Here is a 14388-nt window from a genome sequence, read left to right as displayed (position 1 = left end):
ATTAATAATATTCATATTTAAAATAATAGTATCCATAAATCAATGGTTCATATGCATTACTATTCATTTTAGTAAAACGACTTCATTGATTGACCTTTAATATTTACATTTACTTACAAAGACAAATCGAATGCTCATTTGATTTTCTAAACGTCACAAAAGAAAAAAGCCCTAATAGCGAGGCTAAAAGGGCTTTAAAGAGTATTAGATGTACTATAGTAGGCGTCTAACCAAAGAGACCAGCAAGATTGGCTAAGAATAACAAGGCAACGCCACCTAGGAACAGTAAGCTTATAATTGAATAAACATTCATACCTGCTGATAGTTTTTTATGCTTTTTGACCAATGAATAATTTAACCAACCAAAGATAGGCGCAGACACAAACGCTGATATCATGGCGAACTTCAGCATGGCACCCAATTGTCCGGTGAAGAAAGTGATAATCACTAGACCACCACCGATGGCATAAGTCGTCCAAAAGGCGACTTGTTTTTTATTAATCTCGCTTTCACCTTTCAGTAGACGCCAGCACTCAGCATTTGCACGGCCATAGCCGTCAGCACAGGTAATCGTCGTGCCGAACATACACATAAAGGCGATAAAGGCGACCAGAAGCCTTGACCATTCACCGATGGTCGCCGTATACATGTTGATGAGCTGATCAATATAAGCGACGCCTGCGGTTTGAATTTCCTGACCAGAACCATACTGAACGAATACACCTAATGATAAAAAGAACAACGCTAAAATAGCAGAAACCAAAAATCCCACATTAAAATCAAGCAAACCTTGTTTGAGAGTGGTGTTGTCAGCTTTTCGCTTCGCAGATGTCCACATTGAGGTAATGGCAGCAAACTCAAGCGGCGCTGGCATCCAACCCATGAGCGCCACGATAAAGCCTAGCGTTGCTAAATTCCAAGGAGAGGTAGGAATAAAATCAGGCGTCATCACCGTTGGCTTGCCAGCAGCAATCAGTACTGCCAATACTGTGGCGGAGACCAAAGCAATCATAATCCACTTAGTCACACCATCCAGTAGTTTATAGTGTCCAGCAAGTAGAAAGAACCAAGACACTCCCACTATGATCAATGACAGTGCCATCGTTGATAGACCAAGAGACGCGGGTAGCATAAAGCCCAGTATCACCGCAGCAAGCAGAGTCACCGCTCCTGTACTAATCACCGCAGATAGGATAGACAAGATAAAGTAAATCCACAAATATGCTTTTGAGCGTTTGGCATAACCTGCGATCAAGCTTTCGCCCGTATCATAGACATAGTCAGTGCCGAAGCGAAAGAAAGGATACTTGAATACATTGGCTAAGATAATCATGATAGCCAACTGCCAGCCATAGATAGCACCAGCCTGCGTAGAGGAGATAAGATGCGAGCCACCAATAGCAGCAGTCGCCATTAAAATACCAGGACCAAAAATGCGCCAGCTAAAGCCTTCTTGGGCAGTGCCAGCCATGTCGGAATTGTTGAGTTGTTGTGTGGTCATGAGTCCCTCGAAATAGTTAAATAGCCAGCCATCACGTCCTGTGATGTACTGCCAGCAACCATTACAGCAATGTGTACAAAAAAATAAGCGGTGACTGTATCACACCTTGTACTGCTCGTAATAATGATTATTTTTACGGTCAATACCAATAGATAGTTAACGATTGACCGTTTTTTACTGGGCGTGATAGCGAGATTAGCACTTAACAGTCAAGGTTGACAATACTCACATAAATTTCTGCTGACGATAAGTAATACCGCGCTGCTCATAAACGTGATAAATCGCACTGAGTAAGTCAGGAATACTAGGGTGAACGAAGTCTTTGAGCGTATGTAGATAGATAGGTGAGGTAACATTCTCATGCACCAAGCTTTGATAACTAATTTGCTCAGTGCGCACCGTTTTTAGGCTGGCAGGTACGAGGGTAATACCTTCACCAGCAGCCACCAAACCCAGCGCTACCTGTAAGTCACTTACTGTTGTGGTCATAAATGGTGAAATACCGTATTGTGCAAACAAATGTAGTAATGGCTCGGTAATAGGTGTATTAAGTGTGGACTGCTTGTTGGTTGTACGGTTGTTTTTTGTATGAGCGGTCAACTTTACGCTCTGTGCGTTTGATGTCGATACGGTTGTAGCTATTGGTAAATGCGTTTGATGGTATAGGATCAAGCGGTTGTTTGCCAAATCTATCAAGCGCTGTTCACGGATATGCGCTAAGGCGTGTGCTTTTGGTAGCGCGACGACGTAACGCTCATGCCGTAGTAATATCTGTTGAATCCAAGGGTCTTTGTGAGCAAAGCGACCAAAGCCGATATCGATTTCACCAGATTTGAGTGCCTCTATCTGCTGATATGAACTGATGTCTTTTAGATTGACTTCGATGTCGGGGCTGGATTGCTTGAGCATCGCGATTATTTCAGGGAGCAAGCCATAAAGCACAGAGGGCACAAAGCCAATGTTTAAAATACTACTTGGTGCAGACAGTCGTTGAGTCATACTGGTAACGGTATCAATCTCAGTCAGTATGGTACTGATTTTATCGTAAAAAAACGCGCCTGCTTCAGTCAAATCTAGCGGCCGATGATAGCGATCGATCAACTCTACGCCCATATCTGTTTCGAGCTGTTTAAGTAGACGACTCAGGCTTGGTTGTGACAATCCTGTTTTGGTTGCGGCTGCACTAAAGCTGCGCAAATCTGCGATAGCGATAAATGCATTAAGCTGTTTTAAGTCCATACCCTTAAACCTATTTTTATATATTGTCTTTATATTCATTGGCATATTGACGATATTATGCTGGATATATTTTACAAATATTATTAATATCAAATAAATTGTGCTTGAAGATAATATGGTGAGCAACTATATTGTTTGCTTACGCTATAGTTACAATTTGGTGATAAATATCACAACTCATTCTAGCAGTCATTTAATACCAGTAGAATAAACTGGTTTGGTATTATTCTATGAGCGACAAAAAAACGGATATCGAGACAGATTTTGAAGAGAGGTTGGCGAAAATTGCCAACAAAAAATCGCGTACCCGTACCAACAACGATATCTATGATCGCTTCATCAGTCGTGTTCAAAGCACTGAAGATGACAGCCGTGCTACTGGCAATATAAAGACACGAGAGAAAGCATTAGATATAACCGCGACCGACACAGATACTGTTTTTGATTTCTCAAATTCAAACTCACTTGTAGAAGAAGAAACGTTCAATATCGATGAATCATTAAAGATAGTATCTGATGATACTCATACTCAGTTGAATAGTGACCATAACAAAGTCATGAATTCAGAAGCTGAGAGGCAATCTGACGCCAAAGCGACTACCTATAATGATGACTGGGCCACTCAAGAGGCGCAGATACAGGAAGTCGTTAATGAGCCAGCAGCAACAGCACAGAACAAGCTGGCAAGTAGCAAAAAACCGCTTATTATTGGTATCGTTTTTGGCTCATTATTAATTGCCGTTATCGTCACAGTGCTTATTTTCACTGGGATTCTATCCACTTCAACGAATACCGCTGTGCCTGATAGTGAAAACTCAACTCTCAATAGCAATATTGAGGCAGTTGAGACAGAAGTAACGACAAACAATATACCGGCTGAAGAGATTGAATCAGAAACAAGCATGGATGAGAGTAAACCTGAGGCTGACCCAAGCGCTATAGAGATGCCAGTAGCAGCTGCGAAACAAGGTGAGGCTACTAGTGAGAGTCAAGGCAGTACACCTAATGGAGCAAAGGCAACTGAGGCACCATTATCAGAAGCTGCATCAGAACCTGCCTCTAATGAGTCGCAAGCTGATACGGCTATCAGTTATGAGGTGTTTAGACAAGAATCACAAAGCACACTGTATCGTGAGACCAACGACTAAGTTTCACCCACCATTTCAATAGACGCCTCTCTACACTGCCACACCGAATAAACGTCCAATCATCGATGTGGCTAGCATTGCAATCACTCCCCACGAAACGATCCGAACGATAGCAGGGATGATGGGCGCACCGCCTAAACGGGCAGATATCACACCTAACAGAATGAGACCAAGTAAGGTAATGGATGCCAGTGACCAGACCAATGTCTGCGTTGGTAATACCATGACACCAATCACGGGTAATATCGCTCCAGCAATGAACGATAATCCCGAAGCAACGGATGCATGAATTGGCTTTGCTTGGCTAAGATCGGTCAAACCAATCTCGTCACGAGCATGGGCTTCAAGGGCATCATGTTCCGTTAAAGCCACCGCGACTTGATGAGCTAATGTGTGATCAAGTCCGCGCGTCTCATAAATTTTCGTTAATTCAAAGAGCTCACGATCAGCATTATGTGTCAGCTCATACTGCTCTTTGGTCAAATCAGCCTTTTCGGTATCTGCTTGCGAAGACACCGAAATATACTCGCCAGCCGCCATTGATAATGCACCTGCTGTCAATGCTGCCAGTCCGGTCAATAGCATTGTCTGACTACTAGGATTTGCCGATGCCACGCCAACCAGTAAACTGGCAGTTGAAATTAACCCATCATTCGCACCTAACACGGCTGCCCTTAACCAATGGTTGCGGTTGCTAAGATGAGGCTCGTCATGAATAGAGTGATGCATAGATATCCTTAGAGAGTCGTTAAACACTTGAGACTTAATTATCTACTATTACTCAGTTTTTTATACAGTAAGATTTTTTTAGCTTTATTACTAAATGCATAAATGTGCTAATTGATAACACGCCCTAGCTATTCATAAAACGAGCTTTTATCTCATCCGATCATTTTGTGGCTCATATTAAATGAATGAAAAAATCAGTGAGTCATGGCACTTTCCAAAATCGTATAGGCTGCTTTGACTCTATCCGCATTAGGATAGTTTTTATTCGCTAAAATGACGATGCCTGATTTTTTGGAAGGGATATAAGCGATATACCCACCAAACCCATTGGTAGCACCTGTCTTATTGGCCCATACGTTGTTTAAAACGGGTGTAGGGCGGTTGTCTGCGGTAATGGTTTGGGCGTTCAGTACTACCTCCATTGAATTACCTTCAAGCAAGGTATCCAGTGAAGCAGGAAACGGATACATCTCCCATGCTAACCCTTGTGTAAAGGCGCTCGCCTGATAGTAACCCTTTCTATTATTCTCCAATGATTGCTGAATCTCTTTATCAAGAGATACTAATCCCATATTCGCAGCCATATATCGAGTCATATCTGCACTGGTTGATTTGATCCCGTAGGCTTCTGCGTCTAACATACCGGGATTGACTCTAATGGCATCGCCAGCAGCATTATAACCAAACGCATAATCATCCATTCTGTCACTAGGCACATTGACAAAGGTATTCGGCATGTTGAGTGCTGGCAGGATTTCATCTTCCATTAGCTGTGTGTAGTCAGAGCCCATACTTAGGGCGGATATGTAGCCAAACAGCCCGATGCTGGCATTGGAATATAGACGTTTTGAGTTGACAGGGAATACAGGCTGCCAAGACTTATAATAGCGGAACAGTGCTGGATTATCGGTGACATCATCAGGTACTTGAAGTGGTAGACCACCTGCCGAATAGGTGGCTAGATTAATCAGTTTGGTATCACCAATAGCGCTGTTTTTTAGATAAGGGATATATTTATCAGCGGTATCTTCTAATGATAGCGTGCCATTCAGTTCAGAATAACTGGCTAGAGTAGCGGCAAATGTCTTGCTGATAGAGCCTAATTCAAAAATCGTGTTTTCTGAGACAGGTATGCGGGCTTGTTTGTCCGCTAGGCCATAATTATAGAGATAAGACTCGCCATCGATAATAATGCCAAAGGACATGCCGGGGATATTATGCTCTTCCATCAATAATTTGGCTTGCTTATCAACCTCAATTTTCAAAGTCTCATTATTGCCCGCTGCTTGTGCTGCTCCAGACATTAATGAGGCTGCAACTAAAATGGTAAGTCCGACTCGATTTAAGGTATTTTGCACTGATTTTTTCATTGTGTGGTTATTTGTCAGCTTTGGTTATTTATGTTTTACCAATTAAGGTTTGGTTCTTTTTTTCTCAAGTACTTGTATTAGAGTGCTTTGAATTGACGATGCATCAGCAGGTGGTCTGTCAATGGCCGTATTCTTGATAAGCAAGGTATATTCATAGTTAGGTTCGTAGTCAAAGCCTTCTATGCCGCTATATCTATACTCCCAATTCGCCTGACTATCGGCGGTGAGTCCAGCAGGCTTCGTCAACCAGCAAGACTGCGGAGCAACGCCCACACAATCTACTTGATGGTCAGCGATAATGATTTTTCGTAATACGTATGGCATCGCACGTACAGTAAGCTGAAGCTCGTCATCTAATTGTGACTGCTCGCCCATTACCTCTACATAGTCGCCTATGACCAGCTTTTGCATTTGATAGGTATTCTGCTGATCAAAATCAGATTTGCTAATAGATGCTATATAAGAATTACCATCTTGAGCCACTATGGTGACTTTTTGCTGCGTTCGGTCTTGTGAGGTAATGCCAGTCACTTGACCAATTATCGCCTGAGCGCTGCTTGGTTTTATCGTATTCATAAATGAGTTGCCGTCTGTGATTTGACTGACACTCGTTTTATTGCTCAAGTCTGTCTGATTATAACTGCTACACGCCGCTAAAGACGAGGCGGTAACTAATGCCAATGTGCATATTTTGATAAACGACATAACATATCCTTTTTAACGTGAGAGACTTGGTTGTCATTGGCGATGGTCAATACAGACATGTTGTCGCCCTTTTTACCAAAACTGTATTTGCCTTCAACTGTTGCAGCAGCGCTATTTGTTAATTATGTCAAAAAAGCCATATAACCACAATGATGGTTGGGAGTACAAATATCTCAAGTTAAAATTCTCTGATAAAGTAGGTCGATAATCAAACACAAAAAAGGCAGATACCATTATCAGTATCTGCCTTTATATATATTCAAAATCAGCCTATGAAGAAGTTGCTATATCTTAAGTTATAACAGCTTTTTAGACATTATTAAGCTTGAGGTGTGATTAAGTATTTCTCACCTGTTGCTTATTTGCCATAAGCAGCGATTGACTGTAAGTGCAACACTTCTGCCAATGACACTTCATGCGTATAGCTGCTTGCAAACGTGGTGGTGATTTCTTCTGCCACACGTTGGCGCATTTTCACGACTGTTTTAGTACCCAGTTTGCCTAGCGCATTGAACAGTAGGAAACCATTTACACCCCAAGAAAAACCAAAGTTACGGTTCAGGGTGATAGGGCCACGGTTTAGTGCGCCATAGATGTAGGCTTGTTTGAACGTATTAAAGCCATACGTTGTTTAAAACGGATGTAGTGTGGTTTCCTTTTAATAATAAACATTAATAAATTTACCCCTGTATCTTTGCTTATATAATATATGCTTCTAGCTAGTCTCTTGAATTGCAATATTATGCTTTTTAGCAATGTCCATTTCTCAAGGTATTCAATGTTTATTAAAAAATTAAGCAAGATTGTTCTTATAGCTGTGAGCGCTACTCTCATGACATCTTGTATTGGTAGGGCGCCTGCAAACTATATTGGTGATTTAGGTGGTCTCCCCGTTGACCTGCCAAGAAATCTCGTGACTTTCGTTGCGTATAACGGTGACCCTACATTTGGCAAAAAACGAGAGGATAAAAAGCCCACACGCAGCTATGAATCAGAGATAAATAGTTTTGGCTTTGATCTACGTTATACCGACAACACCATATTCGATAAGAGCAATAAAAGTCATAAACATGCTTATGATAAAGAGCAGCACTTGCCTAATGACCCTTGGGTATCAGTTAGAGTCTCCTCTGGCGATAAATATCATGGAGTAGGCGCTATTCACCGTATCGGCGATGGAACAATTAGTGCAAGTGGCCTAGACCCTGTTTATACGTATGAACAGCTTAATAACGATCAATACGGGTTGGAAGTTTATGCGCCGCCGGGTATAGATCCTAAGACTGACCGTCCTTATCGTGAAGACAGATATGCAGAAGATGTGTTTATTCAAAGAGATAACAATAGCCAAATTACAACCTATATAAAGTGCAGTAATAGAGATGTGCCTAGGCCACCTTGTATTCACAACTTTGATTTAGAGCCAGACATGGCTTTATATGTCAATGTGCAATATTCACGTCATAACATCGCTGACTGGCAACAAATTGAGCAAGCAGTCAGAGAACAGATTTTAAACTTTCGCAAAGTATCGTATGGTTAAAGTGTTTTACAGGACGTAAGCGTTAGAGCTAGGACTAGGGCTTTGATTGTGTAGTTAAATCTATGTAAAGCCAAGCCAACAAAAAAGGCAGATACTGATAACAGTATCTGCCTTTATATACATTCAAAATCAGCCTATGAAGAAGTTGCTATATCTTAAGTTATAACAGCTTTTTAGACATTATTAAGCTTGAGGCGTAATCAAATACTTCTCACCTGTTGCTTGTTTACCATAAGCAGCGATGGACTGTAAATGTAGTACTTCAGCCAATGACACTTCATGCGTATAGCTACTTGCAAACGTGGTAGTGATTTCTTCTGCCACACGTTGACGCATTTTCACGACGGTTTTAGTACCCAGTTTACCTAGCGCATTGAATAACAAGAAGCCATTCACACCCCAAGAGAAACCAAAGTTACGATTTAACGTGATAGGGCCACGGTTTAGTGCGCCATAGATGTACGCTTGTTTGAACGTATTAGAGCCATAAACGCTGTATTCTTCTACATCAACATTGATAGCCGCTTCCATGCAGTTCAAAATATCACTGCTTAACTGACCGCCGCCGATTGGATCAAACGAAATCGTAGCACCTGTTTCAGTAATGGCCGCTGTTAAATCAGCAATAAACGTATCGCTGCTTGAGTTGACCACATATTTTGCGCCCATATCGCGCAATAGCTTTTCTTGCGTATCTTTACGAACGATATTCACTAAATCAACACCGTCTGCCATACAGATACGGTTTAGCATTTGACCCAAGCTAGATGCCGCTGCGGCATGTACGATGGCTTTGTGGCCTTCAGCGCGCATGGTTTCGACCATGGCTAGGGCTGTTAGTGGGTTCACAAAAGAAGATGCGCCTTCTTTAGCTGTAGTGCCTTCTTTTAGCTCTAAGCAGCTCTGTACATTGGCGCGAAGATACTGACGGTACGTACCACCACCGATCACAGCAACGGTTTTCCCCATCAATGCTTGTGCCGCATCTGATGATCCTGCGGCGACTACGGTACCTGCGCCTTCATTACCGACTGGCGTGTTTTTACCCACACGAGTTTTGACAGATGGCATGAATTTAGCTGGCACATCAGCCGTAATGACTGGGTTTTCGTCTGTGCCTGATTGCGCGGCAGTCGACATGTCAGCGACGCTAAATAGAACGGCTAAATCAGATGGGTTCAACGGTGCGGCTTCAATACGAACGACAACTTCGTCGGCACCCGGTTGTGGCATATCAATTTCTTGCAAAGCCAAGGTTAGTTTATTGTCTTCGCTAATGGTTGAGGTCAGTTGGATGTTTTTATCAGTCATAAGGTTTGCTCCTGCAAATAGTTATTTTTTTGGCCAATCACGTGATGGCATTGGCCCTATTTTTTGGTCGTTTAGTTGTGAGTAAGAATAACGATTGTTTTATCGTTAAATGCTTTTTAGAATTGAACGGGTCAGCATCGAACTAGCCAGCGTTTGCGGCTTTAATTTGGGCAGTCACATGCTGCATGAACTCAGGCATATTCGCTTGGCTATCTGCCTGAACGCTTTGTGCAATGTCGGTTTTACTCATGGCCTTGTTCCATTCTTTCATACCTTCCACTTCTGCCAGTACATCCCACTCAAGCTGAGTAGATCCAAAAGCGTTGACAATGGTGTTGACGTGATGCACATAGATGTCGGCCATGGTGAATTGTTCGCCTGCAATCCAAGGAGAAAATTTACATAGGCGATTCATGGCAATAATACCGCGGCCCAATACTTGACGTACTTCATCTTTGATTGCGTTAGGTGCTTGAGTACCAGAAAACACATAAGGAATCAGTCGGCGGCATGGTAGCTCAAAGTAAAGCTCTGCTATTTTCATAATCTGACGTACAGCCGCGCGTTCTGTTGCATTGGTAGGATATAGCGGCTTTTCAGGATAGGTTTCTTCAAGGAAGTCACAAATCACGCTAGATTCCGACAGATTAAAACCGTCAGGCATGGTGATTGCAGGTACTTTGCCCACTGGACTGACGGTTAGTAGATCATCACTACCAGCGTATAAAAGGTCTTCTTGGAACGGAATGCCCTTATATAAAAGAGCGTGTTTTACGATGTTGTAATAGTTGCTTGCAGCAAAGCCGTGCAAAGTAATCATAAGTCATTCTTCCATTGTTGACGTAAAGGTTATTTTTAATCGTGTTTTCATTGCGACGTTTAAGTTAACCACATTATTACTGGTTTTAATGTGGTTATATATAAGGAATAACGTGAATCACTATTGCTATTAAGACAATAATAAGGCGAGAATACTCAAATATTCATTTAAATGGAGAGGTCAGTTGGATCAATTACGTGCGATACGGTATTTCAGCAAAGTCGTAGAAACGGGCAGTTTTACTAAAGCGGCAAGTGCGTTCAATGTACCGCCATCCTCACTATCTAGACGGGTGTCTGATTTGGAGAAAAGTCTAGGCGCGACATTATTAAAGCGCTCGACTCGAATCGTTAAACTGACCGAAGTAGGGCAGGTTTATTACAATGATATGCAGCACATATTGAACCAACTAGAACAAAGTAAAGAAACGGTGCGCAGTTACCAGACCACGCCAATGGGGCGCTTACGAATCAGCTCGATGGTGGGTTTTGGTGAAAGAATACTACTGCCGTTGTTAGACGAACTTGGTAAGTTATACCCAGAGATTGTATTGGATGTCAGTCTCAGCGATGAGCTATCAGCATTGGGCCGTGACGATGTAGACATTGCGATTCGCGGTGGTTATGCACCCAATGAGCGCGTGATTGCCATTAGGCTAATGGACAATGGGTTTATACCGGTTGCGTCTCCCAGTTATTTGGAGATGCATGGTACACCCAATCATGTAATGGCGTTGAAGGAACATAAAGGCCTATATTTCAAAGCGCCAAATGGGCCAACACCTTGGTTATGCCATGTGGATGATCAGTGGCATGATGTCTCGGGGCCAGCAGTTGCGATCTCAAATAACGGGCCATGGCTTGCCAAAAAGGCTTGTAATGGTGAAGGTATTTTGATGTCCACTCGGTGGGCACTATCCTCATATCTTGAGTCAGGCGCATTGCAAGAGATTAAATTTGAGCATCCATTAGCAATCACGCAGCATGCTGATATGGCTGTATATTTGCTGTATCAAAAGCAGCGCTATCTAGTACCAAAAGTAAAAGCCGCCGTCGATTTCTTGGTTGAGAAAATAAAAGTAGTTAAAGCAGAAATGTAGTGGTCAGTTCGTTTAGGGTATTGAATACATTTAATATTTTTATAAGGAATGTGGATGTATTTACTAACTGCCTATATGCCTATATGCCTCAATGTCATCTAAGCCACTGCTCCATATATTTTTAAGGTATTATCTCAAGCGCGCTATGTCAGGGTCGAAAGATAATGCTTAACATACTCCCTATAGATAGTAGGATCATTAGACAATGCAATGTAAGCTATTCTGGAGTGTCATAAACTACTAGAGTGGTATCTAATTCGAAAAGGATATTTATGAGTGAAGTAGCAACAATAATCTTAGGTGTTGTAAGCGGTATAATTACAACTGCAGCTTTATATGTGGTAGGTCTTTTATTTAAAAGTTTTTTTATTCCTTGGTATCAAGCTGTTACATATAAAGGTGTCGATATAAATGGGACATGGGAATATGAAAGTACAGCTCCAGGGCAGAAAGCGAAATTTGAAATGACTATTGTTCAAAGAGCACATATGATTTCAGGTGACGCAACAATTTTACAGGGGCAAGACCTAAATAACCCAACAACAATAACTAATTTACGCATTGATGGTGGTATATGGGAGGGTTATATAACATTAAATATGCAAAGTAAAGATAGAACTAGGTTGTCTTATTCAACTTCACTTTTGCGTGTACTTCATGGTGGTTTGGTATTACAAGGAAATTATGTATTTCGCTCTATAAAATTGGATGAAATACATAATATAGAAATGCGATGGCGTCGTAAAAAATAACTAATAAGGAAGCGTAAGAGTTATCTACGCTTTAATGTTGTCTAATCTACCGACTCACGCATTTTTAACGTACTACCTTAAGCACTTAGTATATCAAAGCCGTAGGTTTTTTAGCTGATAGGAGAAAGGTAAAAAGTGCGCAGTAAGATTTTCTTGATTATCAAAACACATCAACTCGATGTGATTTTTTATGCAGGAAACGATTGCCAATATCTCCACTTACTCTATCGGAACCGATCTTTTATATTTGACAGACTCTCGTGTGGCGAGCCAAATGAGAGGGATGATAATCAATGCTGAACCTATCAATAAGCTGATATCTGGTATCTCATGGAACCACACGATGCCGATGAATACTGCTCCTAACAGGCCCGTATATTCTGCACTAGATATTTTATGGGCTTCCACCGCTCGGTAGACCAGTACGCAAATACCCGCATAAATCAAAATAAACAGATTTGAACCGGCTGCTATCCATAGCGCGTACCAACTCAAAGGGGCATTTTCCCAAATGGCCAAACTAAGCCCAAATGGTATTCCGACTAAATTGGTCAAAAACAGTGTTTGTGCAACGGTGTGATTAGAAGGCAGTTTACGCACTAGTAGGTTGTTCGTCGCCATGGTTAAGGCCACTATCAGTGCAAAGATAGCACCCATATTAATTTGCGTTGGTTTTACGATAACAAGAATGCCGACAAAACCCAATATTGCCACAATGATGCTTGGCGCGGTAAGTCTGTCTTTGTAAAACAAAAACCCTAACGGCAACATCATCAAAGGAGCGGTATAAAAAATAGCATTCACCGTTGCCAGCGGCAGCGCTTGAATAGACAATACCATAAATACCGCACCAAATAACCAAATATGACCCCGTACAAAATGCCATTTTATATTACTAATCAACTTGGTTTTTTTATTCAAAAAGCAAAAGGGCAGTAGCATCAAAACAGCTGTCAACTGACGTAGTAGGACAAATTGATAGACCGCTGCGCCATCTGGCAATTCTTTGATCAACGCATCTGATAGGACGGCAATCATATTTCCCACAACCAATAGAATCATGGCAAACCCAACACTCATCTTTGGCATAATAACCCTCAGCGTTACTCTAGAAATAGTTGAAAATTGACATCAAATGACGTTCATTTAATACTTGAGTAAGCAGTATATTCATATATTTACATGACGTATAATGATATAAAGCCCTTTAGTATTAGCTGAGATAATAATGAAACTACCGCCATTGCGCGCGATACAATGCTTTGAATCCGTTGCAAGACTAAATAGTTTTTCAAAGGCAGCAGAAAGCCTCAACGTGACGCAAAGCGCCGTGAGTCATCAGGTTCGAACGCTTGAGGAGTACCTTGGAGAAGCGTTGTTTTATAGGCAGGGTCGGACACTTTCGTTGACAGAAATAGGGTCGCGTTATTTCACAGAAGTAAATCAATCGCTGACGGCTCTGTCCAATACCAGTCAGGCCATTCGAAATGACCAGCCTGGCCATATTCGTCTAGCACTGTATAGCTCGGTGGCTGTTAATTGGCTGATTCCTCGATTAGAAGACTTCCATACACAACACCCAGAAATTGAGCTCACCTTAAACATGGTGACAGACCAAGACGATTATAATGAGCAATGTTCTGACTGTTTTATAACCGTCCATCCGCCAAAGCGTAACGTAGTCAGCACGTTTTTATTCGCTGAAAAGCTATTCCCTGTCTGTGGTCAAAGGTTGTGGGAGGAAATAAAAGACCAACCGTTGCCTGAAGCATTATGGCAACATCCCATACTGTCCGTAAAATACGCTGGAAAAAGCGAAAATGCGGCCAATGATTGGCTAAAGTGGTGCAAAGCAGGTGGGTTTGAGCTGCCAAGCGATGTAAAAATCAATCAATTTAGCCATGTACTGCTTGCAGCACAGGCCGCGCGTTATAACTTAGGTATTACGCTTATCGACAACTATATGATGCTAGAACAAACGCATCAGCAAAATCTCGTTAGAATCCCAATGCATGAATTACTCACTGGCGACAGCTTCTATTTCTTTTATAACGATTTAAAGTCAAATCAAGCTGACATTCTTAAATTGAGCCGTTGGTTGGAATCCCAGTGCTATTAAAGAGTATTGCTATTAAAGAATAATATTCATTATAACCACCCCTCACGAATGA

General features: G+C 41.8%; 13 protein-coding genes. 5 read left to right on the top strand and 8 right to left on the bottom strand.

Features of this window, described 5'->3' with window-relative positions; all coding sequences use genetic code 11:
* Positions 1 to 226: 226 nt before the first annotated feature.
* On the bottom strand, positions 227 to 1501 hold the full coding sequence (locus AAEY75_RS00500) for an NRAMP family divalent metal transporter (RefSeq protein ID WP_352257696.1): 1275 nt from the start codon (positions 1499 to 1501) through the stop codon (positions 227 to 229).
* Positions 1502 to 1726: 225 nt separating this feature from the next.
* Entirely contained in the window at positions 1727 to 2740 is a 1014-nt protein-coding gene (locus AAEY75_RS00495) for a LysR family transcriptional regulator (protein ID WP_110923427.1), read from the bottom strand.
* A gap of 230 nt (positions 2741 to 2970) precedes the next feature.
* On the opposite strand from AAEY75_RS00495, the gene AAEY75_RS00490 reads away from it, so the two are divergent.
* A complete protein-coding gene (locus AAEY75_RS00490) occupies positions 2971 to 3888 on the top strand; it encodes a hypothetical protein (RefSeq protein ID WP_352257694.1) in 918 nt (305 codons plus the stop codon).
* A 30-nt stretch (positions 3889 to 3918) separates the two neighbouring features.
* On the opposite strand, the gene AAEY75_RS00485 is transcribed toward AAEY75_RS00490, so the two are convergent.
* From AAEY75_RS00485 to AAEY75_RS00475, 3 genes are all read right to left on the bottom strand, one after another.
* Positions 3919 to 4617, bottom strand: a complete 699-nt coding sequence (locus tag AAEY75_RS00485; RefSeq protein WP_352257692.1) for a VIT1/CCC1 transporter family protein — start codon at positions 4615 to 4617, stop codon at positions 3919 to 3921.
* Between the two features lie 194 nt (positions 4618 to 4811).
* Positions 4812 to 5975 (bottom strand): class C beta-lactamase, encoded by a 1164-nt coding sequence (ampC, locus tag AAEY75_RS00480; protein ID WP_352257690.1) that lies wholly within the window; start codon positions 5973 to 5975, stop codon positions 4812 to 4814.
* 54 nt (positions 5976 to 6029) lie between these two features.
* A complete protein-coding gene (locus AAEY75_RS00475) occupies positions 6030 to 6692 on the bottom strand; it encodes a DUF4377 domain-containing protein (protein ID WP_352257688.1) in 663 nt (220 codons plus the stop codon).
* 832 nt (positions 6693 to 7524) lie between these two features.
* Here AAEY75_RS00475 and AAEY75_RS00470 point away from each other — a divergent pair.
* Entirely contained in the window at positions 7525 to 8235 is a 711-nt protein-coding gene (locus tag AAEY75_RS00470) for a hypothetical protein (RefSeq protein ID WP_227681341.1), read from the top strand.
* A 183-nt stretch (positions 8236 to 8418) separates the two neighbouring features.
* On the opposite strand, the gene AAEY75_RS00465 is transcribed toward AAEY75_RS00470, so the two are convergent.
* Complete coding sequence (locus tag AAEY75_RS00465; RefSeq protein ID WP_197101063.1) at positions 8419 to 9546, bottom strand: zinc-binding dehydrogenase; 1128 nt, start codon at positions 9544 to 9546, stop codon at positions 8419 to 8421.
* Positions 9547 to 9688: 142 nt separating this feature from the next.
* Positions 9689 to 10366, bottom strand: coding sequence for a glutathione S-transferase family protein (locus tag AAEY75_RS00460; RefSeq protein WP_197217208.1), 678 nt, complete (start codon positions 10364 to 10366; stop codon positions 9689 to 9691).
* 184 nt (positions 10367 to 10550) lie between these two features.
* Here AAEY75_RS00460 and AAEY75_RS00455 point away from each other — a divergent pair, with 184 nt between their 5' ends.
* Positions 10551 to 11465 carry a LysR family transcriptional regulator gene (locus AAEY75_RS00455; protein ID WP_197217210.1) on the top strand — a complete coding sequence of 305 codons (915 nt, stop codon included), beginning with the start codon at positions 10551 to 10553 and terminating at the stop codon, positions 11463 to 11465.
* A gap of 272 nt (positions 11466 to 11737) precedes the next feature.
* The gene (locus tag AAEY75_RS00450; RefSeq protein WP_197217212.1) at positions 11738 to 12217 is read left to right on the top strand and encodes a hypothetical protein; all 480 of its coding nucleotides are present in this window, start codon (positions 11738 to 11740) and stop codon (positions 12215 to 12217) included.
* 219 nt (positions 12218 to 12436) lie between these two features.
* On the opposite strand, the gene AAEY75_RS00445 is transcribed toward AAEY75_RS00450, so the two are convergent.
* On the bottom strand, positions 12437 to 13306 hold the full coding sequence (locus tag AAEY75_RS00445; protein WP_197217214.1) for a DMT family transporter: 870 nt from the start codon (positions 13304 to 13306) through the stop codon (positions 12437 to 12439).
* Between the two features lie 139 nt (positions 13307 to 13445).
* Here AAEY75_RS00445 and AAEY75_RS00440 point away from each other — a divergent pair, with 139 nt between their 5' ends.
* The gene (locus tag AAEY75_RS00440; protein WP_352257684.1) at positions 13446 to 14336 is read left to right on the top strand and encodes a LysR family transcriptional regulator; all 891 of its coding nucleotides are present in this window, start codon (positions 13446 to 13448) and stop codon (positions 14334 to 14336) included.
* The last annotated feature ends 52 nt before the right edge of the window (positions 14337 to 14388 follow it).

This window comes from Psychrobacter sp. TB55-MNA-CIBAN-0194 (assembly GCF_040309505.1).
In the GTDB taxonomy this organism is placed as follows: Bacteria; Pseudomonadota; Gammaproteobacteria; order Pseudomonadales; family Moraxellaceae; genus Psychrobacter; species Psychrobacter fozii.
This window is presented reverse-complemented; position numbering and strand designations above follow the sequence as displayed.

Bases quoted from the DNA above. Each gene is read 5' to 3' on its own strand.
- AAEY75_RS00445 (WP_197217214.1), bottom strand. From the start codon at position 13,306: ATGCCAAAGATGAGTGTTGGGTTTGCCATGATTCTATTGGTTGTGGGA.
- AAEY75_RS00495 (WP_110923427.1), bottom strand. From the start codon at position 2,740: ATGGACTTAAAACAGCTTAATGCATTTATCGCTATCGCAGATTTGCGC.
- AAEY75_RS00485 (WP_352257692.1), bottom strand. From the start codon at position 4,617: ATGCATCACTCTATTCATGACGAGCCTCATCTTAGCAACCGCAACCAT.
- AAEY75_RS00460 (WP_197217208.1), bottom strand. From the start codon at position 10,366: ATGATTACTTTGCACGGCTTTGCTGCAAGCAACTATTACAACATCGTA.
- AAEY75_RS00450 (WP_197217212.1), top strand. From the start codon at position 11,738: ATGAGTGAAGTAGCAACAATAATCTTAGGTGTTGTAAGCGGTATAATT.
- AAEY75_RS00490 (WP_352257694.1), top strand. From the start codon at position 2,971: ATGAGCGACAAAAAAACGGATATCGAGACAGATTTTGAAGAGAGGTTG.
- AAEY75_RS00500 (WP_352257696.1), bottom strand. From the start codon at position 1,501: ATGACCACACAACAACTCAACAATTCCGACATGGCTGGCACTGCCCAA.
- AAEY75_RS00470 (WP_227681341.1), top strand. From the start codon at position 7,525: ATGACATCTTGTATTGGTAGGGCGCCTGCAAACTATATTGGTGATTTA.
- AAEY75_RS00465 (WP_197101063.1), bottom strand. From the start codon at position 9,546: ATGACTGATAAAAACATCCAACTGACCTCAACCATTAGCGAAGACAAT.
- AAEY75_RS00475 (WP_352257688.1), bottom strand. From the start codon at position 6,692: ATGTCGTTTATCAAAATATGCACATTGGCATTAGTTACCGCCTCGTCT.
- AAEY75_RS00440 (WP_352257684.1), top strand. From the start codon at position 13,446: ATGAAACTACCGCCATTGCGCGCGATACAATGCTTTGAATCCGTTGCA.